Consider the following 20,985-nt stretch of genomic DNA (forward strand, 5'->3'; position numbering starts at 1 on the left):
TCGCGCCGGCAACGAACAGCGCGTCCCAGAATGCGCTTGCCGTTATCGAGGAGGATGGATTTTGGATTGGCTGTTCAGCTTTCCGCACATGGATGATGCGGCTTTACGCGATCTCAAGAAGGTGATCGACGAAGGATTCCGCAGTTTTACTCGGGCCTATGGCGATGGTCTTGAATTGATTTTCGAGCCGCTACAGCACTTTCTGATCTGGTCCGAGCGTTTCATGACGAAGACGCCCTGGCCGATCGTGCTTATTCTCATTGCGCTGGTCGCGTGGTTCGCCAGCCGCAACTGGAAGATCGTCGCGGGAACAGTCGTGACGCTGCTGCTCATCGGCTACTTCGACATGTGGGACGACACGATGAAGACGGTCTCGATGATTTTCGTCTGCACGGTCCTGTCGATCGTCGTCGGTATTCCCATCGGTATCGCCATGTCCCGGTCGGACAGGGTGCAGAATATCGTCAATCCGGTGCTCGACGTGATGCAGACGATGCCGAGCTTCGTCTATCTGATCCCGGTCGTCATGCTGCTCGGCATCGGCAAGGTGCCGGGCCTCATCGCCGTCGTCATCTACGCCATCCCGCCGATGATCCGTTTGACCAATCTCGGCATCCGTCTCGTCGACAAGGACGTGCTGGAAGCGGCAGACGCCTTCGGGTCGTCGAACTGGCAGAAGCTGAAGCACGTGCAGATGCCGCTGGCTTTGCCCACCATCATGGCCGGCATCAATCAGACCATCATGATGGCGCTTGCCATGGTGGTCATCGCCTCGATGATCGGCGTTCAGGGCCTCGGCCAGCCGGTTCTGAAGGCGATCTCCAACCAATATTTCACGCTCGGCATCTTCAACGGCCTCGCCATCGTCGGCATCGCGATCATCTTCGACCGCGTCAGCCAAGCTTTCGGCGCACGCCTTCAAAAGCACCGGGAGGTGGTCCATGGGTAATAAGAAAATTGGCGGCTTCGGCATCGAAATCAAAAAGCTCTACAAAATCTTCGGCCCAAATGGTGCGGATTGCGTCAAGCTGATCGAGCAGGGTGTTACGAAGACGGAACTGAATGCAAAACATGGGCATGTCCTTGGCCTGAAAGACATCAACATCTTCATGCCTGCCGGTGGCATTCAGGTGATCATGGGTCTTTCTGGATCGGGAAAGTCCACGCTCATTCGCCACATCAATCGCCTTATCGATCCGACGTCAGGTGAAGTCGTCATCGGCGACGAGGATGTGGTCAAGATGGACGCCGAGCAGTTGCGTGAGTTCCGTCGGCATCAGACAGCCATGGTGTTCCAGAAGTTTGCGCTTCTTCCGCACCGCACTGTTCTCGAAAACACCCTCTATGGCCTGGAGATACAAGGGGCGCCTCGGAACCGGCAGGTCGACTGCGCCATGCGATGGATCGAGCGCGTCGGGCTGAAGGGTTTCGAGAGCAAATATCCCAATCAGTTGTCCGGCGGTATGCAACAGCGCGTCGGTCTTGCCCGTGCGCTGGCGAACGATGCGCCGATCCTGTTGATGGACGAAGCGTTTTCCGCGCTGGACCCGCTCATTCGCGTCGACATGCAAACCGTGCTCCTCGATCTGCAGAAGGAGATCAAGAAGACGATCGTGTTCATCACCCATGATCTGGACGAAGCGCTCAGGCTTGGGGATCGCATCGCGATATTGCGGGACGGCGAAGTCGTGCAGCAGGGCACGGGGCAGGACATCGTGATGAATCCTGCCGACGATTACATCGCCAGCTTCGTCCGGGAAGTGAACCGCGGCCGTGTCATCAAAGTCGAGACTGTCGCCACCGCGCCTAATGGCTCGTCCCGCGAATTGAACATTTCGGTGCAGGCCGGCGCAACGCTGGAAGAAGCGGCAAGAGCGATGACGCTGGCCGGGGCAAGCGAGATCACTGTTGTCGATGGCGACGGTCAGGCCATAGGTGTGCTGACGCTTCCCCAGGCGGTTGACGCCATGGTCAATGCGCAAGTGGCTTGCTCAACGTCCGACGCTAAGAAAGTCGCGTAGGCGAAATAGGGAAATCCAGGAATGGGAATCTCAGATGTTTGACGCCGTCCTGATCGAAAAGTCTGACAGTGGGCAGGAAGCCGGTCTTTCCAGGATCGATACCGCGCAACTGCCCCAAGGCGACGTGCTGGTGGAGGTCGCGTGGTCGACCCTGAACTACAAGGATGCCTTAGCGATCACCGGCGCCTCGCCGGTGGTTCGCAGTTTTTCGATGGTGCCGGGGATCGATTTTGCCGGCGTCGTTGCCGAAAGTTCCCATTCCGACTTTGAGCCGGGCGATCGGGTCGTGCTGAACGGCTGGGGCGTTGGAGAGCGGCATTGGGGTGGACTGGCGGCCAAGGCGCGCGTGAGTGGAGACTGGCTCGTGCCTTTGCCGGAAGGGATCAGCCACCGGAACGCCATGGCGATAGGGACGGCTGGTTACACGGCGATGTTGTGCGTCATGGCGCTAGAGCGCAATGGGGTGCTGCCGGGAGGCGGCGAAGTGGTGGTAACAGGTGCGGCCGGTGGTGTTGGCAGTATTGCGACCATGCTTTTGGCCGCGCGGGGCTACAGCGTCGCTGCCGTTACCGGGCGGACGGCCGAGACAGATTATCTCACCGGCCTCGGTGCCACGATCATCATTGACCGGGCGGAGTTTATGCAGGTCGGCCGACCTTTGGCCAAGGAGCGTTGGGCGGGAGCTATAGACGTGGCAGGCGGAGTGGTGCTGGCCAACGTACTGGCTTCGATGCGCTATCGCGGTGTCGTCGCCGCATGCGGACTGGCGGGCGGCATGGAACTGCCCGCGACTGTCGCGCCCTTCATCTTGCGCGCTGTGACGCTGGTCGGGATCGACAGCGTTATGTGTCCAAAACTCGAAAGGCTGATCGTCTGGCAAAGACTCGCGCACGAAGTCGATATGGCAAGACTTGAGGCAATGACGACGGAAGTTCAGCTCGGCGACGTTATCGCAGCCGCACCGCGATTCCTTGAGGGTAAGGTGCGCGGTCGCATTTTAGTGCCGATTAACCCGCAACTTAATTGAGAGCCGGAGGTTGGTGACTCCGCTTATCAGGCGCGTCAAACGCGTATGCCCCGCAAAGGAAGAATATCTACGCATCCTCGTGGCAGCCCACAGGACGACGAGTTCGTTCAACGAACGCGCTTACACAGGATCAAGGACATCGCCTCGATCAGCACCAGCTTCGCTGTGGCGGGCAAGCCTTCTCGAGACCTATTGGGAATGCCCGCTTTGGCAGCTTCAAAGCTGACCGCACCAGTCGCAAAAGGTTGGGCCTCTCGGCGGAACGCTTCCGCGTCGGCCAAGAGGGTAATGTCCATTATTTAGGCAACCTCACCCTGCGCGGTGGCTAGAGCGACACAGTGTTTCATGTTCGATTGTCCTACAGTTTAGCATTAAAGACGTGGAGAATTCTTATGGTTGAACCAGCTCTCTCGCAACTGGAGACCGATGCTCTCCGTAACGACCGGTTTCATCTGGCAGATTGCAGTCGTGGCGGGCCTTAGACGGTCTGAAGCTGGCTTTCTATTCGGTCCGGAACATGGAGCACGGGCTTCCAATCAAGAGGCGGGAAGCCACAACGCCGATGCGCAGTGGAGACCCCTACGTCATCGCGGCGGAGCTTTCGGCTCCAGCCGAATTGCTGCGACTATGGGGCCCGAAGAGGTTTAGCTTGTAATCCCAAAAATGCTGTTGTCAGCGCTGTCCGACCGCCGCATCTCGTCACGAGCTGCCCGCCGTACGGGCGGCACGCATGGCTTGGACGACCAATCCGGACCGAAGCTGCCTCGCGATCGAAGCCAGAACGCGCAGATATTCTTCCCTCTTTCGCCAAACAACAGGACGACCCCGATATCGATCGGGCTATCGTCAGCCGACTGGAAATTTTCCCCATGTTGGCGAAGCATGCGGCGGCGGCAATCTGGTGGCCGCCGCCGCGTGCTCATCTCGCTTAGCTCTTGATGGTGATGCGCTTGACCTGCGACTGCGCCTTCTCGGTCTTCGGCAGGGTGACAGTCAGCACACCGTTCCTGAAGGTGGCGTCGACCTGGTCTTCCTTGACCTCGACACCGAGCGGAATGCGACGCTCGAAGCGGCCGTAATAGCGCTCGGAGAACTGGCGATCCTTATCCTCGCTCTCGGAGCGCTTTTCGCCCTTCAGCGTCAGAACGCCGTCAGTGAGCAGGACCTCGATGTCCTTCTCCTCAAGGCCGGGCACTTCGGCCGTCACCTTGATTTCCTTTTCGGCATTGGAGATCTCGACGCTCGGCCAGCCACTCCCGAACCCAGAGGGGTTGCCGAAGGACGGTAAACCGGAGCCAAAGCCGCGAAAGACGTCATCGAACAGACGGTTCACCTCGCGATGAAGCGACAGGAAGGGATCACGCTCATCATCGGGCAAGAGACTGGGAACCCGGTTGCCATTGTTGCGGCCCCAGGGAATTAGATCACGAACACTCATGTCTCTTCTCCTTTTTGTTGGTTCGGTTGGCAAAGCTTTCCTGCGGGCGCCGGGCCGTGCCGGCGCCTTGTTTGCGGTCGGCTGGAAGGCTTAAGCCGCGTGCTTCTCGGCCTCGATCTGCTTGGTCTCGGCTTTCGGCATTCCCGGACCGGTTCGGATCTCGATCTGGCGCGGCTTCATTTCTTCAGGGATTTCGCGTTTGAGATCGATGGTCAGTAGACCGTTGACGAGACCCGCACCCACGACCTTGACGTGGTCGGCCAGTTCGAAGCGACGCTGGAACGAACGGCCAGCGATGCCGCGATGCAGATACTGGAAGTCATCGCCTTCAGCCTTCTGCCCCGAGACGATGAGCATGTTCTGCTCTTGGGTCATCGCCAGTTCGTCCTGTGAGAAGCCCGCCACTGCCATGACGATGCGGTAATCATTCTCGCCAGTTTTGACGATATCGTAAGACGGCCAACTGTCGATCGTCTCCGCGCGGCTAGCAGCCTCGAGCGCGTTCAACATACGGTCGAAGCCGATGCTCGACCGGAATAAGGGTGAGAAATCGAGGTTTGTCCTCATAGCCATATCCTCCTTATAAGCAACATGGATACAAAGAGACGCCAAGAGCGACCGGCGTCTCCTGGACCTGTGTCGATCCCGATTGGGCAATCGACTAATATTGATATAATTCAGTTGGTTAATGTTTCAAGAGGAGTGGATTTCCTCCGTTGGAAAAATTGAATTTTGCGAGGCGCCACCATATTTGAGCCAAGGTAAAGAGAGGGAGCAATGGCTATGACCATGACTTCAGCCGACGTCACTGCCGTCCTCGGGCCTGCCGACGAAACGCTTGTGGCCGAGGTTATCGCGACAGGTGCTACGCGGGCTTTGCGTGGGCCAGCAACGACGAAGCTTTGCTGGGTGAAGGCCGGCATCTGCCGACAGGCAAGGTTGCCGCGCTCGTTGATCAGTGTCCGCCGACGAGGAAGAGCGTGACAGATAGCGTGGTTGGGACTTGACCGGCGTAGCGCTCGATCCAACCGATTATGTTGTCGTGAGCACGCGAATATCCCCCTGCGATCGATCACGTCTACCTTTCGGATCGAACTCCGAGGCACGAATGCAATAACGACAAAGGCGTTGCCGCCGCCCATGCCTACGCGAGCACTTGACCGCATGAAGGTCAGTCCCTGCGCGCCGGTGCGGCAGGCCGCAGAAAGAGCTCGGGGAGCCTCCGCACGTCGATATAGGTCGAAGCGGCAAACACCCCCTTCCGCGCGGCTTCAGCGCGATAGCCATAGCGAGCTGCGGCAGCGACTTCGGCTCTCATTAACGGAACGACATGCTTTGATCGTCGCCATCGAGGGCCTTCAAGGCCGCAAGAACCTCATCATAGGCGACGATCCGTTCCGTACCCGGATAGCACCGCCAGGCTGGCATGGATTCGATTGCATATATGTCGGACGCCCATGAGGCCAGAATGGCCCGCTTCTCGTCCTTGCTGATATTGTCTGCCATCAGCACGTCGCGGGGATGATCGAAATGCATGGCCGGGTGCAACAGATGCGCGGGGCCCATTACGGCTTGCTCGGCTGCAGAATTGCTATCAGTTCCCTTTCTCATCTTCCGACTCCACGGATAGAGGGCCAATGGACCTTATCCGCCTTCCCATGGTCAGCGCAGGCTGCTTTTCGAACAGTCCGCGCGCGGCCTGAACAATGGTCTTCAGGTGTTCGGGATTGTGAACGCCCTGCCGATAAATCTCCACCACGATGGCCGCGATGCGTTCGGCTTCTTCTGAATTGCGAGGCACGTCCGCCATAGTTCTGAGGTCGTCGAAGACGTCCTGGCAGATTTCGAGATCACGGGAATCCAGCGGCGCTTGCGACTTCTTGATGATCGTTTGAACCATTAATTCCTCCATTGCTGGAGGCCCGCCCTTAAGAGCAGGGCGGGCCGGCGTCGATCGCCTTAGAAGTCCATGCCGGCACCGGCGGGGATCGCCGGAGCGGCTTCCTTCTTGGGTTTCTCGGCGATCATGGCTTCCGTCGTCACCAGCAGGCCGGCAACGGAGGCTGCATCCTCAAGCGCGGTGCGCACGACCTTGGCCGGGTCGATGACGCCCTGCGCATAAAGGTCGCCATACTCGCCGGTCTGGGCATTCCAGCCATAGGAGAACTCGCTCTTTTCGCGCAGCTTGCCGACGATGATCGAACCTTCTGCGCCGGCATTCTCGGCGATTTGACGCACAGGTGCCTCGAGCGCGCGACGCACGATCTCGACGCCGACACGCTGGTCCTGGTTGGCCGTATTAAGATTGTCGAGCGTCTTGACGGCCCGCAGCAACGCCACGCCGCCGCCCGGCAGAATGCCTTCCTCGACTGCTGCGCGGGTCGCATGCAACGCGTCGTCGACGCGGTCCTTCTTTTCCTTGACTTCGACTTCTGTCGAGCCGCCGACGCGGATGACGGCAACGCCGCCAGCGAGCTTGGCAAGACGTTCCTGCAGCTTCTCGCGGTCGTAATCAGAGGTGGTTTCCTCGATCTGCGCGCGGATTTGCGCAACGCGGCCGTCAATCTCGGCCTTGGAACCGACGCCATTGATGATCGTCGTGTTCTCCTTCTCGATCGCGACCTTCTTGGCTCGGCCAAGCATGTTCAACGTCACGTTCTCCAGCTTGATGCCGAGGTCTTCGGAAACAACCGTGCCGCCCGTCAGGATGGCGATGTCTTCCAGCATGGCCTTGCGGCGGTCGCCGAAGCCGGGAGCCTTGACGGCTGCGATGTTCAGGCCGCCACGCAGCTTGTTGACGACGAGGGTTGCAAGGGCTTCGCCTTCGACGTCTTCGGCGATGATGAGGAGCGGCTTGCCGGACTGGACGACGGCTTCGAGAACCGGCAGCATAGACTGCAGGTTCGACAGCTTCTTTTCGTGGATGAGGATATAAGGATCCTCGAACTCGACGCGCATCTTATCGGCATTCGTGACGAAGTAAGGGCTGAGATAGCCACGGTCGAACTGCATGCCTTCGACGACTTCAAGTTCGATTTCCGCCGTCTTGGCTTCCTCGACGGTGATGACGCCCTCGTTGCCGACATTTTCCATTGCCTCGGCAAGATACCGCCCGATCTCTTCGTCGCCATTGGCCGAAATCGTGCCGACCTGGGCGATCTCCGAATTGTTCGAGATATTGCGCGCGTTCGTCTTCAGTTCCTTGACCACGGCGTCCACAGCAAGGTCGATGCCGCGCTTGAGATCCATCGGGTTCATGCCAGACGCCACCGCCTTGGCGCCTTCCTTGACGATTGCCTGGGCAAGCACGGTCGCGGTCGTTGTGCCATCGCCGGCGAGATCGTTGGTTTTCGACGCCACCTCGCGCAGCATTTGGGCACCCATGTTTTCGAACTTGTCTTCGAGTTCGATTTCCTTGGCGACCGAAACGCCGTCCTTGGTTATGCGTGGTGCGCCGAAGGACTTTTCGATAACGACATTGCGGCCTTTCGGGCCAAGCGTCACCTTCACAGCATTGGCAAGCACATCGACCCCACGCAGCATGCGTTCACGGGCATCAGTATGGAACTTGACTTCTTTCGCAGCCATTTCTTTAACTCCTCAATAGGCAGCTAATTCAGCTCATGGATCGGCCTTTAGGCGGCCTGCTTCTGCTCTGCCGGAGCTTCGATGATGCCCATGACATCGCTTTCCTTCATGATCAGCAGGTCCTCGCCGTTGATCTTGATCTCGGTGCCGGACCATTTGCCGAACAGGATGCGATCGCCAGCCTTGACGTCGAGCGCCTGGACTTGGCCGGAATCGTTACGCGCGCCGGGGCCGACGGCGATGACCTCGCCTTCCTGCGGTTTTTCCTTGGCGGTATCGGGGATGATGATTCCGCCCTTGGTTTTCTCTTCAGACTTAACCCGGCGGACAAGAATGCGATCATGAAGCGGTCGGAACGACATGTTTTCCTCCGATGGACAAACAATGATGACGTGTTCCCCTGGCCGGACCGGATGACCAGTCCGGGCGGGTGCAAAAACCTCAGTCGAGCGTTTCGCGCAAAATCATCTGGTTTGTCGGTTTTACGATTTCAAGAGGTCAAAATAAAAAAATTGGCACTCTTCATCGGTGGCCGCTAACACACTGAAAAGGAACAACAACATGACCTTGAGCATTTCAAAAAATCATTGATGGCCGCAAAAATTTACGCCACCTGCAGGCTGTCACGTAGCGGAGATGAAGCATGCGATTTTCATCGGATCTGGAGAGTCAGCTCAACGGTTATGGCCTTATCACCGCGCGTATCCTGTACCGCATTCCCGATTTCGAATCCGTTCTTCAGACTTATGTCTGGCAGGATTACGATCTGGCTCCCGATTTCCCTGAGATGAAGAAGTTCCTCAACTACTGGCAGGCCAACCTTGACGGCCCGCTGCATTCCGTCCGCTATACGCATCACCGCCTGATCGGACCGAACGAATGGCGCCGTGTTGAAGGCGAATTTAAGCTGCACTGAGACGTGAATCCGGATTCTTCGTTTCCTGGCTCTTTTGGCGATGGAGGCTACTATCGCACGTCGTCCCGGTCTCCGTGTGACGATATCAAAAGCGTGTCGGGATAGTGCATGCGCAGCCCACGTTTGATTGCCGGCTCTAATTCTGCGGTTGGACGACGGCGCAATGGGCGTGCGCCTTTGTGAGGGTGGAGAATTAGCCGCAGGTCATCAGCGTGATCGGGTGGTCCGCAGGGACTGAAGACCCGCTAATTTTTCTCAGGCGCAGCTCTTGAATCCGAAATTCTCAAAAACCAAATTGATAGCCGCCAGCCGCTGAGGTAGGGCTGGCCTTGCTGGAAGCGCCGTCTTTCGGCGCTCCGTACCCATGTTGCTTCAAGGAGGATATGGCTATGGCAACATACTACGACTATGCACCGCTGTTCCGATCCAGCGTCGGTTTCGATCGGGTCTTTAATCTTCTCGAAAATGCTCAGCGTGGTCGCTCTATAAACGACTGGCCGCCCTATGACATTGTGAAGACCGGCGGTGACAGCTATCGGATCTCGATAGCAGTGGCAGGTTACGCCCAGAACGATCTCGACATAACGTTCCAGTCCAACCTTCTGACCGTGGCCGGCAAGAAGCCGGAGGCGGCTGCCGAAGCCTACCTCCATCGCGGCATAGCCGGCCGGCCGTTTGAACACCGGTTCGAGCTCGCCGACCATGTCAGGGTGAACGGAGCGCATCTAAAGAACGGGCTGCTGTCGTTAGATCTGGTTCGTGAGGTTCCGGAGGAAATGAAACCGCGGAAAATCGCCATCGAGACTGCGCCGACTCTTGAGCGGTCGGCTCTTCCCGCGCAGATCGAAGCGCAGAAGGCCGCTTAAGCAACCTATCAACAGGGCGTCGCTGCGCCGACGCCTCAACATCGCGGGTTGGGAAGGAGAGCGTAATGAAACCCGATATGTTCAAAGAGCCTGTTTCAATACTTATGGGCCTCGGCTTTCCGGCGGAGGTCCGCAGCACGATGGACGCCTACCGCTATCTCGTTGAATGGCCGGCGGCGCGCAGAGATGACGCGCACTCCGTTGCGCTTAAGGCGTGCGGAGCCGCCCTGCGCGGCGAAATCGAAGCGGAGACCGCCCGCGGCTTGTTTGCCGCCTTTGCGGAAAAGCACGATCTGCTGGCGCCGGAAACCAACGTTATCGTCGCGTCTCGCGTGCGCCGGGACAGGGATCCGCGCGTACACTGATGTTCCGCGGGTCGGAGATAGCTTCCGACGCACGCGGGAGGCGGCGCGAGGGGGTGCCGGCCTTCTCGCGTCCGCAGATTTGCCGACCGGCGCTTTTCCCACCTTTGCAGTCAGTACAAGTGGTCGACGTGTCTTTAATCCGAATTCCCGGTCGAGGTCGGACGCTTTCCTGGCCAGGCCGTGAGCGCGACGTCAATCAGCCGCTTAAGCCGCACATTGCAGGCGCCGTCGCAGGCCTGAGCAGACATGCCCTGAATGATCGCACCATAGAAGCGCGCGAGCGTATCGGTATCGGTTTTCGCGGGCAATTCGCCTTCTTCGACGGCACGGTCGAAGCGGGCTTTAAGGGTCTGGAGCGACGTCTCGCGCAATGCCGCCGTCATCCGCGCGACGGATGCATTTTCTTCCGCATGCTGCAGGACGGCCGTGGAAACCATGCAACCTCGCGGCTTGCCCGGCTGGGTGTCGCCGTCAGCGATATCGTAAAGGTAGAGGCTCAGGGCTTCGTGGACGGGAAGACTGGATTGCAGGATTTGCGACCGGCGGCTGTTCTCACGGGCGATGCTGAAGTCGAGCGCCTGACGGTACAGCTCTTCGGTACATTCTATTTTCAAGTGCGACATGTGTCTCGATACTATCAACATTTCACCCTCGCCGATCGTCGACGCCTGCATCGACTGATCGCGTGTAAGGTTCAGTCCATCTTCTCGCACTCCAGCCCCCTTCATTGGAGACCGGTGAAACGATGCTAGTTGACGCCTAGAAACTGCTTCAGCTCCGCGGTCCGCGGATTGGCAAAGACTTCTTCCGGCCGGCCGATCTCGTGGACCCGGCCCTGATGCATGAATACGACGCGGCTGCAGACGTCGCGGGCGAACTTCATCTCATGCGTGACCATCAGCAACGTCATTCCCTCCGAGGCCAGTTCGCGCACGACAGCCAGAACCTCGGCGACCAGCTCCGGATCAAGTGCGGAAGTGATCTCGTCGCAGAGCAATGCTGTCGGCTGCATGGCAAGCGCGCGGGCAATGGCGACGCGCTGCTGCTGGCCGCCCGAGAGCTCGTCCGGATAGGCATCGAACTTGTGGCTGAGCCCCACCCGCTCCAGCATCTTGCGGGCGGTGGACTCGGCTTCGGCCTTGGCGGTCTTTTTGACTACCGTCTGCGACAGCATGACATTGCCACCAGCGGTCAAATGCGGGAAGAGATTGAACTGCTGAAAGATCATGCCGACCTTCAGGCGCAATGCCTTCAGATGCACTTCGTCATCGAGTAGTTGCGCGCCGGCCACCGAGATGGAGCCGCTGGTGATCGTCTCAAGACCGTTGATGCAGCGAAGCAGAGTCGATTTGCCCGAACCGCTCTTGCCGATAATGGCGATGACCTCTCCGGGCTCGACATCAAGATTGATGCCTTTCAGCACCTCGTTGGTTCCGAAGCTCTTGCGTACTTCAGTGATTTCGATGAGCGACATTGAGCTTCCTTTCCAGGATCTGGCTGCTTTTTGACAAAGGCCAGCAAAGGGCAAAGTAGATGAGGGCAACGAGCCCATAGACGGTGAAGGGCTGGAAGGTGGCGTTGGTGACGACGGTGCCGGCTTTCGACAATTCGACGAAGCCGATGATCGAGGTCAGCGCTGTGCCCTTGATGATCTGGACCGAGAAGCCGACGGTCGGCGGTACGGCGATCCTCAGCGCCTGCGGAAGGATGACATAGCGCATTTGCTGCAGCCGGCCCATGCCGAGGCTGGCGGAGGCTTCCCACTGACCTTTGGCGACAGCTTCGACGCAGCCTCGCCAGATCTCAGCGAGAAAGGCCGCACTCCACAAGGTGAGTGCTAATCCCGCAGCAAACCAGGCCGGCACGTCGATGCCAAAGAGGCCGAGCCCGAAAAAGGCGACAAAGAGCTGCATCAGCAACGGCGTGCCCTGGAAGAGCTCGATATAATATTTCGCGAATGCCCTGAATGCCTTGCGCTTGCCGATCCGCAGGAAGAGCAGCCCCAGGCCGACCAGGCCGCCGCCGGTGAACGAGACGAGCGAAAGAAGGATAGTCCAGCGGGCTGCGAGAAGGAGATTGCGCAAGATGTCCCAGAGTGTGAACGTGATCATCGTGCTGCTCTCCTCGGGAAAATGAACCAGCCGACCAGGCCCAGCACCTGCCGAAGCAGGATCGCCAGCACGAGATAGATTGATGTCGAGACGATGTAGGCCTCGAAGGCGCGGAAGGTTCGCGACTGTATGAAATTCGCGGCGAAGGTGAGGTCCTCGGCGGCGATCTGCGACACGACCGCCGAGCCGAGCATGACGATGACGACCTGCGACGACAGCGCCGGCCAGATGCGCTGCAGCGACGGCACGAGAACAACATGACGAAAGGTCTCGAAGCGAGTCATGGCGAGGCTCTCGCCTGCCTCGAACTGGCCTTTCGGCGTTGCCTGGATGCCGGCGCGGATAATCTCGCAGCTATAGGCGCCGAGGTTGATGACCATCGCAAGATTGGCGGCCGTCAATTCGGAAAGCTGGAGACCAAGGGACGGCAGACCGAAAAAGATGAAGAAAAGCTGGATCAAGAACGGCGTGTTGCGGATCAGTTCGACATAGCTCGCGACGACCGGCTTCAGCCAGACGGGACCGAGTGCCCGCACCCAGGCGCAAACGATGCCGAGCGAAATGCCGAGCACTCCGCCAACCGCGATAAGCTCCAGGGTGATCAGTATACCCTTGATGATCTCGGGATAATATTGAAGCAGCCAGCCGAATTCGAAATGGTAGCTCAAGGAGTTCCCCTCCTGCGGTGACGAGCATCGTCATCCCGCATGCGGCGCGGGATGACAGACGGGAGACTCGATCTTTACAGATCCGACGGGAGGTCGGTGCCGAGCCACTTCTGCGCAACGGCGTTTAAAGTGCCATCGGTTTTGGCGGCGGCGACGATGCCGTTTACCTTCTCCAGAAGGGCCGGCTGTTCCTTGTTGAGACCGATGTAGCAGGGCGAATTCTTGATAAGGAACTTCAGCTCAGGACGCTTGGGAGGATTTTTGGCGAGGATCGCGGCGGCCACCACGTTGCCGGTGGCAACGATGTCGACCTGGCCAGACAGGAACGCCGAGATGGTGCCGTTGTTGTCCTCGTAACGCTTGATTGTTGCGTCGGCCGGGACGATCTTCGTCAACTCGAGGTCCTCCACGGCGCCGCGTGTGACGCCGATGCTCTTGCCCGCGAGATCTTCCGCCTTGGCGACCGAAAGATCAGCCGGCCCGAAGACGCCGTTGAAGAAGGGGGCGTAGGCGATAGAGAAATCGATCACCTTTTCGCGCTCCGGATTCTTGCCGAGACTTGATATGACCAGATCGACTTTGTTCGTCTGCAAGTAGGGAATGCGGTTGGCGCTGGTGACCGGCACGAGTTCGGTTTTGACACCCAGCTTTTCAGCGACGAGATTGGCCACATCGATATCGTAACCCATCGGCGCCATATCGGTGCCGACGCTGCCGAAGGGCGGGAAATCCTGCGGGACGGCGACCCGCAGCGTACCCCGTGCGGTGATGTCGGCTAGTGCATCGGCGTGAGAGGCGGAGGCGAAGCCGAAGCCTACCGCGAGCGTTGCGATTGCGAAGAAGACTCTTCTTGTCAGCATGTGTTGATTGCTCCTTTGAAGTTGCGTTTTTTGGGGTCGGGCTGTGGGGAAACCGAAGAAGCGGTCTTGGGAGGGAGTGACAGGGAATTGCGCAGCTCCGAGAGCGGATCGGGGCGCGTGGTGAGGTCGAGGCCCATTTCCACTTCGTCGAGATGCTCGACGGAGAGTTCTGCTGCCCTGGTGAAATCGCCCGACTGCATGGCCTCGAAGATGCGGCAGTGACCGTCATGGGACTGCGCCGCGTGAAAATCGGACTGATAGAGCATCGAAATGAGGATCGTCCTCGCGGTGAGATCGCGCAGGATATCGACCAGGATGCCGTTGCCGCTCAATTCCGCGATGCGGATATGGAAATCGCCCATCAGATAGGTCAGGCGCTGGCGGTCGCCCGAAGCCAGTGCATGCTTTTCCTCGTGCAAGTGCGCCTCGAGAGCTTTGCGTCCTGCATCCGTCAGCGACCGCATGCTGCGCAGCAATCCGGCCTCGATAATGCGCCGTGCCTCATAGACCGCCATCGCATCTTCGGCGGAAGGCTCGACGACGAACCAGCCGCGCCTCGGACTGACATGCACGATGCCGCGCGTTTCCAGGCGCATCATGGCTTCACGCACGCGGGTTCGCGACACGCCGAAGAGTGTGGCGAGCTGGTTTTCGCTGAGGCGCGTACCGGGACGAATCCTGGCCGAAAGAATCCCGGAGACGATCGTCTCCTCGATGGTCCTCTGCGTGATCTCGGTTGCGCGGCTATCTTGCATACAAGATAGAAAAGCAAAGCTCGTGCCAAAACCCCGCACTCAGGATTTTCAGGAGATTCCGGCTCGCCTGCATATATTTTGCGCGCCGGGGGGTGCAGGATTGAGCGTAAATTAGTCGCGCCAGGGCAGATGGCCGGCAGAAGACGACCAGTGCCACGCTTGGCAACGATCGGTATCTGCATGCCTATTTAAGCAAGCATACCGAGTAGTGAAGGGACGCCTTTCGCAACCAACACCGGGCGTCCGGCCGCAACGCAAGGACGATCTGCCTTTTAAGGCGCGGCAACCCAGCATCAGCACACGCCGCCGAGGCCGCTCGGAAATATCAACGATGCGGAAATGGCTCGCGGTACAGCTCAAACTACTACGTCGCTGTGAAGACGCCCACTAACTCATTCACAGTTTGTCGCATGCCAGTGGTGAGTTGGCGCCCTCGTTGCCAGAACACCACGTAGTGGTAGATGGCGCCAGGTTCGAATGGCCTGAACTCCAGCCCGAATTGCCGATATTCGCGCGCAATCAGGCTATTGATGATCGAAATTCCGACGCCGGCCGCGACGAAGCCTACGTCATGGCCGTTCGCGTCGTATTCAACGGCTATATCCGGTTCTACGCCCCGGTATCGCAAGGCGTTGATATTCATCTGATGAGCCGCAAACTGGGGTTCTATGTCCACCAATGCTTCACCGATAATATCCTCTGGCGTGACCACGTCTTTGGCGGCCAACCGATGTCCCGCTTGGAACAAACAGACGTTTGTGGCCGTAGCAGCCGGTGCCCACTCGAAGGCACGTTCATCGAGCGGCAGGCGCGAAACTCCCAGATCGGCTCGGCCGTTGAGAACGTGCTCTGCGATCTGCTGGTAGCTGCCGGATCTGATCTGAAACGATAGGGGATTGCTCTTCCGGACGGCTTGGATGGCCCGGGGGATGGCGTTCAGACAGAAAACGCCCGGAGCAGCCAAGCTCAATGAGCCCGGCTCCTCGTTGCGCAAGGCAGCCATCGACCTTGCGATCCGGTCGACGCTCTGCAAGGCACCGTCGACGCTGCGCAACAGATCCCAGGCACGATCGGTCGGTACCAGCCGATTATTCTCCCGCGCAAACAACACGAGATCAACCTCCAGCTCAAGCTGCCTGATCTGCTGACTGACGGCCGGCTGGGTGATCTTGAGGATCTTTGCGGCATGCCGTTCCGATCCTGCGCGCAAAACCTCGCGAAAAATCTGTAGCTGCCGGATCGTCACTCCTGTCGTGGTTTTGCCGACCATATTTTCGGTCCCATGGTTTTGACCGGCCCGAGCGTCAACGCCGTCGAAGAGAGGTTCTCCGAGGCGGGCGGGAAACGGCATATAAGCTGAGCTTATCAAAATTAAGAACACCTTATAAATTGACGCCAAATTGTCAAAGTATAAATCTTGAGTGAACGCGAATATTACTTGAGATTATAGGTATACATAATACTATCTCCGGTAGTATGCACGCTTTTTGACAAGAAACTACACATAAGGCGACCTTATTTCGGGAAATCCGACATTAGGCGGGGAGGACCTGCGTGCTCAGCTTTGCACTTCAATTCTTCAATGGTCTCCAGGTCACCGTTGTACTGGCGCTCGTAAGCGGCGCACTAGGATCACTTCTCGGTCTGCTTGTCGCCATAGTCAAACTGTCAAAGCTGGGTGTCTCAGTCCTCCTTGGACAGGCATACACGACGATCGTGCGCGGCCTGCCCGAACTGCTCGTCATTCTCGTCGTCTATTTCGGGGGAACGGCGGCCATCACTGCGCTGACGGGCCGCTATGTCGAAATCAATGCCTTTGCCGCGGGTGTAGCCGCACTGATGATCGTCTTTGGTGCCTATTCTGCGGAGATTTTCCGCGGCGCGATCGTGAGCGTTCCGCGAGGACAGGCGGAGGCCGCGCGCAGTCTGGGCCTGAAACCATGGCATATCTGGTTGTTCGTCATCCTGCCGCAGATGATGCGCGTCGCCCTGCCAGCTTACGGCAATCTCTGGGTTTCCCTCGTGAAAGATACATCCCTCGTGTCTGTCATCGGGCTGACCGACATCATGCGTGTGGCCTTTATTGGTGCGGGATCGATGAGGGCACCGCTCACATTCTATCTGATGGCCTCGGCACTTTATCTCGCCGTCACCAGCCTGTCGCTCGCGTCGTTCCGCGCGCTCGAGCGGCGCATCCAAATTCCTGGTCACTGAGGGATCGCAGCGATGGACATCAAGCTGATCGTCGAAAGCATCTTCGTGCTGTCGCACGGTGTTTTCCTTACCCTTTCAGTGACTCTTCTATCGCTCGTGGTCAGCTTCATTCTGTCGGTGCCGCTCAGCCTTCTCAGAGCATCCCCGAACAGGGTCCTCTCGGGATCGGTACTGGCGTATACCTATGTGTTTCGCGGCACGCCATTGCTCGTGCAGCTGTTCCTGGTCTATTACGGTCTCAGCCAACTGGCGGTCGTCCGTCAGAGTATCTTCTGGCCGTTGCTGCGCGAGCCGTTCTGGTGTGCGCTTGCCGCCTTCTCCTTGAACAGCACCGCTTATACGACCGAAGTATTCAGAGCGGGCATACTGGCCGTCCCACGAGGCATCATCGAAGCCGCACAGGCACTCGGCCTGTCGAGACTGATGCAAATACGGCTGATCATATTCCCTTTGGCATTCAGGACGGTGCTTCCCTCCTATGCGAACGAAGTCATCGGCATGGTCAAGGCGAGCTCGCTGGCAAGCACCGTCACACTCCTGGAGATCACAGGACTGGCCCGCCGGATGGTCTCGGAGACATTCGCTCCCTACGAGGTCTTCCTGGCGGCAGGCCTTCTTTATCTGCTTCTGAACTTCATCGTTTCGGCATTCTTCCGAATGCTGGAGACGCATCTCACGCAGTCGCCGACCAGCAATTCAAGGAACGCCACAGCCGGCCCAATGGCCTCGAGGCTCCGGCGTCTTCGAAAGGCCGTGGACAAGCGAGCCCACACAAAACGGGGCGACGAAACATCCATCCACGTACTATAAAAAGGGAAACAGCAAATGCTCAAGTCCATGCTCCTAGCATCGCTCATCGCTCTCACGAGCCAGACCGCCGTCCAAGCTATGGATCGCAAAGTGCTTACGATTGCGACAGAAGGCGCCTCTCCGCCCTGGGACATGATCGACACAGAAGGAAAGCTGGTCGGCTACGACATAGACGTCGGCACAGATTTATGCCGACGCATCGCGATCGAATGCAAGTTCGTCGCTCAGGACTGGGATGGGATCATCCCGGCACTGACCGTCGGCAAGTTCGATGCGATCATGTCCGGCATGGCGATCACGGAAAAGCGCAGGAGGTCGATCGCTTTTTCGCGACCCTATGCCGGCGGCTTCAATCAGTTGGTAATGCGAAGGGACCTTCAGCTCCCGGCAACCGACACCAACGCTAAAATCAACCTTACAAGCGTTGGCGCAGAGCAACAGGCAATCCTCGGGCAGCTCCAATCGGCGCTCTCCGGCAAGACTTTGGGCGTTCTGAGGTCCTCCAATTCCGAAGCCGTCCTCAACGAGCTCTTCGGCAAAGTTGCAACGATCCGGAGCTACGACACCCAGGACAATCTCCATCTGGATCTCGCCGCAGGCCGTATCGATGGCGGCCTTGCCGACTATTTCACGTGGAAGACATTCCTTGATGGTAAGGATGGTGAGACAGCCGCCTTCTACGGCCCGGAACTATCGGGCGGTCTGTGGGGGCCAGGCGTCGGGGTCGGCATCCGCAAGGAAGATACCGATCTGGTCGCGGCCTTCGACAAGGCCATCGATGAGAGCGTCAGAGACGGAACACTGAAGGCGCTTAGCCTGAAGTGGTTCGGAATCGATATCTCCCCATCCGCGACGCCGTGAGCCGGCGCGACGCTTGACCGGATGGAGAGATCTCGCCAGCAGCCAACCACAGGAACCGGCATCAGAACTGCCGGTTGAATTCCAATTGAACATCGCAGGTAAACCGATGCCCTCCCTTTTTACCGTGGCCGTGACGGGCCAGTCGCTCATCCATCACGATGTCAGAACTTGCCGGGATCCCGGCTTTCTGCAAATCGTGGATATCCTGAAAAAGGCCGATGTCGCCTTCACCAACTTCGAAGGCACGATCCTGGGGCGGCACGGCGGCTCTCCCATGAAAGGTTCATATTTCGGGTATTCCGACCCCTCTGTCCTCGATGCCCTGAGGCAAATAGGTTTCAACACCCTGGCGCTCTCCAACAACCATGCCTTCGATCTTGGCCCACCAGGTATCATGTCTACGCTCGAGGAGGTTCGTACCCACGGTTTCCTGCACGCAGGTATCGGTCTTGACCGCGATCATGCCGCAACGCCGGGTGCGGCGACCTTCGGCAACCAACATATGGCCTTGGTGGCAATGGATGCCGGCCCTGGACCTCGAAATATGTATGCCGAGAATGCGAGCAACCGCCGTCCGTCCAGACCCGGTGTGAACCAATTGAACGTGACCAGGATCTTCGAGGCGGATCAAGCCATATTCGACATGCTCGAAACCATCCAGGCGACGTTTCAAAGCTCGAAACTGGAACGGGCAAACTATGCCCAGCCCGATGATCCTCCGGTCGTGGACGATGACAAGGAAGTCGACTTCTACGGCACCATTTTCCGACGCTCCAGCGCCAATCGGCGTGTTATCGCGGTTGATCCTGAAAGTGCTTCAGGCCAGCTGACGGCAATTGCACAGGCCAGCTCTCGCGGGCAATTCGTTATCGCCTATCTGCACCATCATCACTGGGAACCGAACTGGCGCGACGTGCCGGACTGGGTCAGGGCATTCGCCCATGCCTGCATTGACGCCGGCGCCCAAGCCTTCGTCAGCCACGGGACACCGGTCCTGCAGCCGATCGAGATCTATAAACGCGCCCCCGTCTTCTTCGGCCTTGGGAATTTCTTCTTCCACACCGAAAAGGGTGAAACGGAATGGAGTTCGCCGGATGTCTGGAAGAGCGTGGTGGCCACATGCACCTTCGACCCGGCGGGATCCTTGACGATCGACCTTCTCCCCATTGTCCTCGGCGGAGAACAGATCGAAGAGCTGGACTTCCATCAGCGCCATGTGCCGGTTGCGGCGTTGGGCAAAACAGCGGAGCAGATCATCGATGATCTCGCCAAGCGCTCGATCGAATTTGGCACGCTCATCGAGCGCAACGGTCCCTTGGGCAGAATTCATATTGCCTGAAGGCAGGCACGGAAACATGGGGCCGCCTGCTTAAAATATGCTGGCATGAGGGGACGATCAATCGTCATCGGCTTTATCCTCGTCTCCAGCGATTGCCCTGATTACCGCGAAGGTGCGGGTCCTGAGCTTTGGCGGAAGACGAAGGATCTCCTCGACGAAACGGCGTCCTTCCGCTGTGGCGAGATAGGCGATCCTCTCATCTGCCTCGGGCGCGATAGCCGCCCCCTTCCTTGAACCTGGTTGCGGCAGCCCATCGAAAAAGCAGCCCACCGGCACATTCAGACCGCTGGCGATTTCATAGAGCATCGACGCGCTGATGCGGTTCTTGCCACTCTCATATTTCTGGACCTGCTGGTAGCTCAGGCCAACTTTCTGACCGAGTTCGGTTTGCGACAGGTTGGAGTGAACCCGCCTGATGCGAAGCTGCTGGCCCACGTGAATATCGACCGGATGCGACGCTTGGTCGCCGTCGTCTCCAGCCCGAAACATGTTGGGCCCAGAGTTACCTGCGAACCGCTTTTCTACCCGATCATGCATTGCCTTAGATCCTTGACCCCTATGCCCGCGAAAATCGGCGTTAGCCAGACGCAAAGCATCGCAGTCCCCTACGCCGCAGGGTCGACCTCGAAATATCTGAATTTAAGATAACTGAAAATCAGATATAACGAAAGAGCCTATCTCAATCGGTGGGTGAATACGTGGCGAAGACACTCGGCACGGAACGACATAAAGCGCTCATTGCGCTGTTGATCGAAAAGCGCGAAGCCGCCGGCCTGACGCAGATTGAGCTTGCGAAGAAGCTTGGAGAATATCAGTCTTTCGTGGCTCGCTTGGAAAGCGGCCAGCGCAGAGTTGACGTCATCGAATTTCTAGAACTATCGGAAATTCTAGGTTTCGATCCCGACAAAGCACTACGGACAATATCCCATTTTGAATAGCGTCTTCTCGAGACTGGATCGGATCTGTTGCTCGAGCGTTCCTCGCTTGCCGCGCGGCTAATCCGTAAGTGTTTCTGAGCTGTTTGCAGGGATCGACCCAAAAGACGGCCGCAATCACTTCGTTCCGGGCGGGAGCGAGAGGATTCCTGATGTGCCGGCCCCCACAGTTCTGAGAGATTATGAAGAGGCGGCGTTTCGATGCACAATT

Annotated in this window: 25 protein-coding genes and 3 pseudogenes; 12 read left to right on the plus strand and 16 right to left on the minus strand. The window is 58.3% G+C overall.

What is annotated here, in order from left to right:
* Positions 1 to 61 precede the first annotated feature (61 nt).
* From EFQ99_RS18875 to acuI, 3 genes are read left to right on the plus strand one after another with little or no spacing between them, the layout of a single operon-like run.
* Positions 62 to 949 (plus strand): ABC transporter permease, encoded by an 888-nt coding sequence (locus EFQ99_RS18875; protein ID WP_126922514.1) that lies wholly within the window; start codon positions 62 to 64, stop codon positions 947 to 949.
* Positions 942 to 2,021 carry a quaternary amine ABC transporter ATP-binding protein gene (locus EFQ99_RS18880; RefSeq protein ID WP_126922516.1) on the plus strand — a complete coding sequence of 360 codons (1,080 nt, stop codon included), beginning with the start codon at positions 942 to 944 and terminating at the stop codon, positions 2,019 to 2,021. The genes EFQ99_RS18875 and EFQ99_RS18880 overlap by 8 nt, the downstream gene beginning before the upstream one ends.
* Positions 2,022 to 2,055: 34 nt before the next feature.
* Positions 2,056 to 3,048 carry an acrylyl-CoA reductase (NADPH) gene (gene acuI, locus EFQ99_RS18885; protein WP_126922517.1) on the plus strand — a complete coding sequence of 331 codons (993 nt, stop codon included), beginning with the start codon at positions 2,056 to 2,058 and terminating at the stop codon, positions 3,046 to 3,048.
* Between the two features lie 107 nt (positions 3,049 to 3,155).
* On the opposite strand, the gene EFQ99_RS18890 is transcribed toward acuI, so the two are convergent.
* From EFQ99_RS18890 to EFQ99_RS18905, 3 genes are all read right to left on the minus strand, one after another.
* Positions 3,156 to 3,344, minus strand: a complete 189-nt coding sequence (locus tag EFQ99_RS18890; protein WP_126922519.1) for a hypothetical protein — start codon at positions 3,342 to 3,344, stop codon at positions 3,156 to 3,158.
* A 632-nt stretch (positions 3,345 to 3,976) separates the two neighbouring features.
* The gene (locus tag EFQ99_RS18900) at positions 3,977 to 4,486 is read right to left on the minus strand and encodes an Hsp20/alpha crystallin family protein (RefSeq protein ID WP_126922521.1); all 510 of its coding nucleotides are present in this window, start codon (positions 4,484 to 4,486) and stop codon (positions 3,977 to 3,979) included.
* Positions 4,487 to 4,576: 90 nt separating this feature from the next.
* Entirely contained in the window at positions 4,577 to 5,053 is a 477-nt protein-coding gene (locus tag EFQ99_RS18905; protein ID WP_126922523.1) for an Hsp20 family protein, read from the minus strand.
* A 216-nt stretch (positions 5,054 to 5,269) separates the two neighbouring features.
* Between EFQ99_RS18905 and EFQ99_RS35595 the strand changes: the two are divergent.
* Positions 5,270 to 5,477: pseudogene (locus EFQ99_RS35595) on the plus strand (hypothetical protein).
* Between the two features lie 102 nt (positions 5,478 to 5,579).
* Here EFQ99_RS35595 and EFQ99_RS36300 read toward each other — a convergent pair.
* The 5 genes and pseudogenes from EFQ99_RS36300 to groES all read right to left on the minus strand — a co-directional run.
* A pseudogene (locus EFQ99_RS36300) lies at positions 5,580 to 5,780 on the minus strand (hypothetical protein); the annotation flags it as partial.
* Between the two features lie 44 nt (positions 5,781 to 5,824).
* Positions 5,825 to 6,097: pseudogene (locus EFQ99_RS18915) on the minus strand (hypothetical protein); the annotation flags it as partial.
* The gene (locus EFQ99_RS18920; protein WP_245441531.1) at positions 6,081 to 6,386 is read right to left on the minus strand and encodes a hypothetical protein; all 306 of its coding nucleotides are present in this window, start codon (positions 6,384 to 6,386) and stop codon (positions 6,081 to 6,083) included. The pseudogene EFQ99_RS18915 and the gene EFQ99_RS18920, both read right to left, overlap by 17 nt.
* Before the next feature lie 59 nt (positions 6,387 to 6,445).
* On the minus strand, positions 6,446 to 8,074 hold the full coding sequence (gene groL, locus EFQ99_RS18925; protein ID WP_126922527.1) for a chaperonin GroEL: 1,629 nt from the start codon (positions 8,072 to 8,074) through the stop codon (positions 6,446 to 6,448).
* A gap of 47 nt (positions 8,075 to 8,121) precedes the next feature.
* Positions 8,122 to 8,436, minus strand: a complete 315-nt coding sequence (groES, locus tag EFQ99_RS18930) for a co-chaperone GroES (RefSeq protein ID WP_126922529.1) — start codon at positions 8,434 to 8,436, stop codon at positions 8,122 to 8,124.
* Positions 8,437 to 8,717: 281 nt separating this feature from the next.
* On the opposite strand from groES, the gene EFQ99_RS18935 reads away from it, so the two are divergent.
* From EFQ99_RS18935 to EFQ99_RS18945, 3 genes are all read left to right on the plus strand, one after another.
* Positions 8,718 to 8,990, plus strand: a complete 273-nt coding sequence (locus EFQ99_RS18935; RefSeq protein WP_126922531.1) for an usg protein — start codon at positions 8,718 to 8,720, stop codon at positions 8,988 to 8,990.
* A gap of 389 nt (positions 8,991 to 9,379) precedes the next feature.
* On the plus strand, positions 9,380 to 9,856 hold the full coding sequence (locus EFQ99_RS18940; RefSeq protein WP_126922533.1) for an Hsp20 family protein: 477 nt from the start codon (positions 9,380 to 9,382) through the stop codon (positions 9,854 to 9,856).
* A gap of 65 nt (positions 9,857 to 9,921) precedes the next feature.
* Entirely contained in the window at positions 9,922 to 10,221 is a 300-nt protein-coding gene (locus EFQ99_RS18945) for a DUF982 domain-containing protein (RefSeq protein ID WP_126922535.1), read from the plus strand.
* 134 nt (positions 10,222 to 10,355) lie between these two features.
* On the opposite strand, the gene EFQ99_RS18950 is transcribed toward EFQ99_RS18945, so the two are convergent.
* The 7 genes from EFQ99_RS18950 to EFQ99_RS18980 form a co-directional block, all read right to left on the minus strand.
* Positions 10,356 to 10,865 (minus strand): TetR family transcriptional regulator C-terminal domain-containing protein, encoded by a 510-nt coding sequence (locus tag EFQ99_RS18950; protein ID WP_245441545.1) that lies wholly within the window; start codon positions 10,863 to 10,865, stop codon positions 10,356 to 10,358.
* 104 nt (positions 10,866 to 10,969) lie between these two features.
* Positions 10,970 to 11,695: an amino acid ABC transporter ATP-binding protein gene (locus EFQ99_RS18955; protein ID WP_126922537.1), complete on the minus strand. Its 726-nt coding sequence runs from the start codon at positions 11,693 to 11,695 to the stop codon at positions 10,970 to 10,972.
* Entirely contained in the window at positions 11,673 to 12,332 is a 660-nt protein-coding gene (locus EFQ99_RS18960) for an amino acid ABC transporter permease (RefSeq protein WP_126922539.1), read from the minus strand. Before EFQ99_RS18960 ends, EFQ99_RS18955 begins: the two co-directional genes overlap by 23 nt.
* A complete protein-coding gene (locus EFQ99_RS18965) occupies positions 12,329 to 13,000 on the minus strand; it encodes an amino acid ABC transporter permease (RefSeq protein ID WP_126922541.1) in 672 nt (223 codons plus the stop codon). Before EFQ99_RS18965 ends, EFQ99_RS18960 begins: the two co-directional genes overlap by 4 nt.
* 74 nt (positions 13,001 to 13,074) lie before the next feature.
* The gene (locus tag EFQ99_RS18970; RefSeq protein WP_126922543.1) at positions 13,075 to 13,860 is read right to left on the minus strand and encodes a transporter substrate-binding domain-containing protein; all 786 of its coding nucleotides are present in this window, start codon (positions 13,858 to 13,860) and stop codon (positions 13,075 to 13,077) included.
* A complete protein-coding gene (locus EFQ99_RS18975) occupies positions 13,854 to 14,615 on the minus strand; it encodes a GntR family transcriptional regulator (RefSeq protein ID WP_126922545.1) in 762 nt (253 codons plus the stop codon). Before EFQ99_RS18975 ends, EFQ99_RS18970 begins: the two co-directional genes overlap by 7 nt.
* 364 nt (positions 14,616 to 14,979) lie before the next feature.
* Positions 14,980 to 15,885 (minus strand): LysR family transcriptional regulator, encoded by a 906-nt coding sequence (locus EFQ99_RS18980; RefSeq protein ID WP_126922546.1) that lies wholly within the window; start codon positions 15,883 to 15,885, stop codon positions 14,980 to 14,982.
* A gap of 284 nt (positions 15,886 to 16,169) precedes the next feature.
* On the opposite strand from EFQ99_RS18980, the gene EFQ99_RS18985 reads away from it, so the two are divergent.
* From EFQ99_RS18985 to EFQ99_RS19000, 4 genes are all read left to right on the plus strand, one after another.
* Positions 16,170 to 16,829, plus strand: a complete 660-nt coding sequence (locus EFQ99_RS18985) for an ABC transporter permease (protein WP_126922548.1) — start codon at positions 16,170 to 16,172, stop codon at positions 16,827 to 16,829.
* A gap of 12 nt (positions 16,830 to 16,841) precedes the next feature.
* Positions 16,842 to 17,639: an ABC transporter permease gene (locus EFQ99_RS18990; RefSeq protein ID WP_126922550.1), complete on the plus strand. Its 798-nt coding sequence runs from the start codon at positions 16,842 to 16,844 to the stop codon at positions 17,637 to 17,639.
* A gap of 15 nt (positions 17,640 to 17,654) precedes the next feature.
* Entirely contained in the window at positions 17,655 to 18,500 is an 846-nt protein-coding gene (locus tag EFQ99_RS18995) for a transporter substrate-binding domain-containing protein (protein WP_126922551.1), read from the plus strand.
* Positions 18,501 to 18,606: 106 nt separating this feature from the next.
* The gene (locus EFQ99_RS19000; protein ID WP_126922825.1) at positions 18,607 to 19,839 is read left to right on the plus strand and encodes a CapA family protein; all 1,233 of its coding nucleotides are present in this window, start codon (positions 18,607 to 18,609) and stop codon (positions 19,837 to 19,839) included.
* A gap of 57 nt (positions 19,840 to 19,896) precedes the next feature.
* Here the strand turns inward: EFQ99_RS19000 and EFQ99_RS19005 are convergent, their stop codons facing one another.
* Positions 19,897 to 20,376, minus strand: a complete 480-nt coding sequence (locus tag EFQ99_RS19005) for a helix-turn-helix domain-containing protein (RefSeq protein WP_126922827.1) — start codon at positions 20,374 to 20,376, stop codon at positions 19,897 to 19,899.
* 161 nt (positions 20,377 to 20,537) lie between these two features.
* Here EFQ99_RS19005 and EFQ99_RS19010 point away from each other — a divergent pair, with 161 nt between their 5' ends.
* On the plus strand, positions 20,538 to 20,777 hold the full coding sequence (locus EFQ99_RS19010) for a helix-turn-helix domain-containing protein (protein ID WP_126922553.1): 240 nt from the start codon (positions 20,538 to 20,540) through the stop codon (positions 20,775 to 20,777).
* Positions 20,778 to 20,985: the final 208 nt, after the last annotated feature.

It is taken from the genome of Rhizobium vallis (genome assembly GCF_003985155.1).
In the GTDB taxonomy this organism is placed as follows: Bacteria; Pseudomonadota; Alphaproteobacteria; order Rhizobiales; family Rhizobiaceae; genus Rhizobium; species Rhizobium vallis.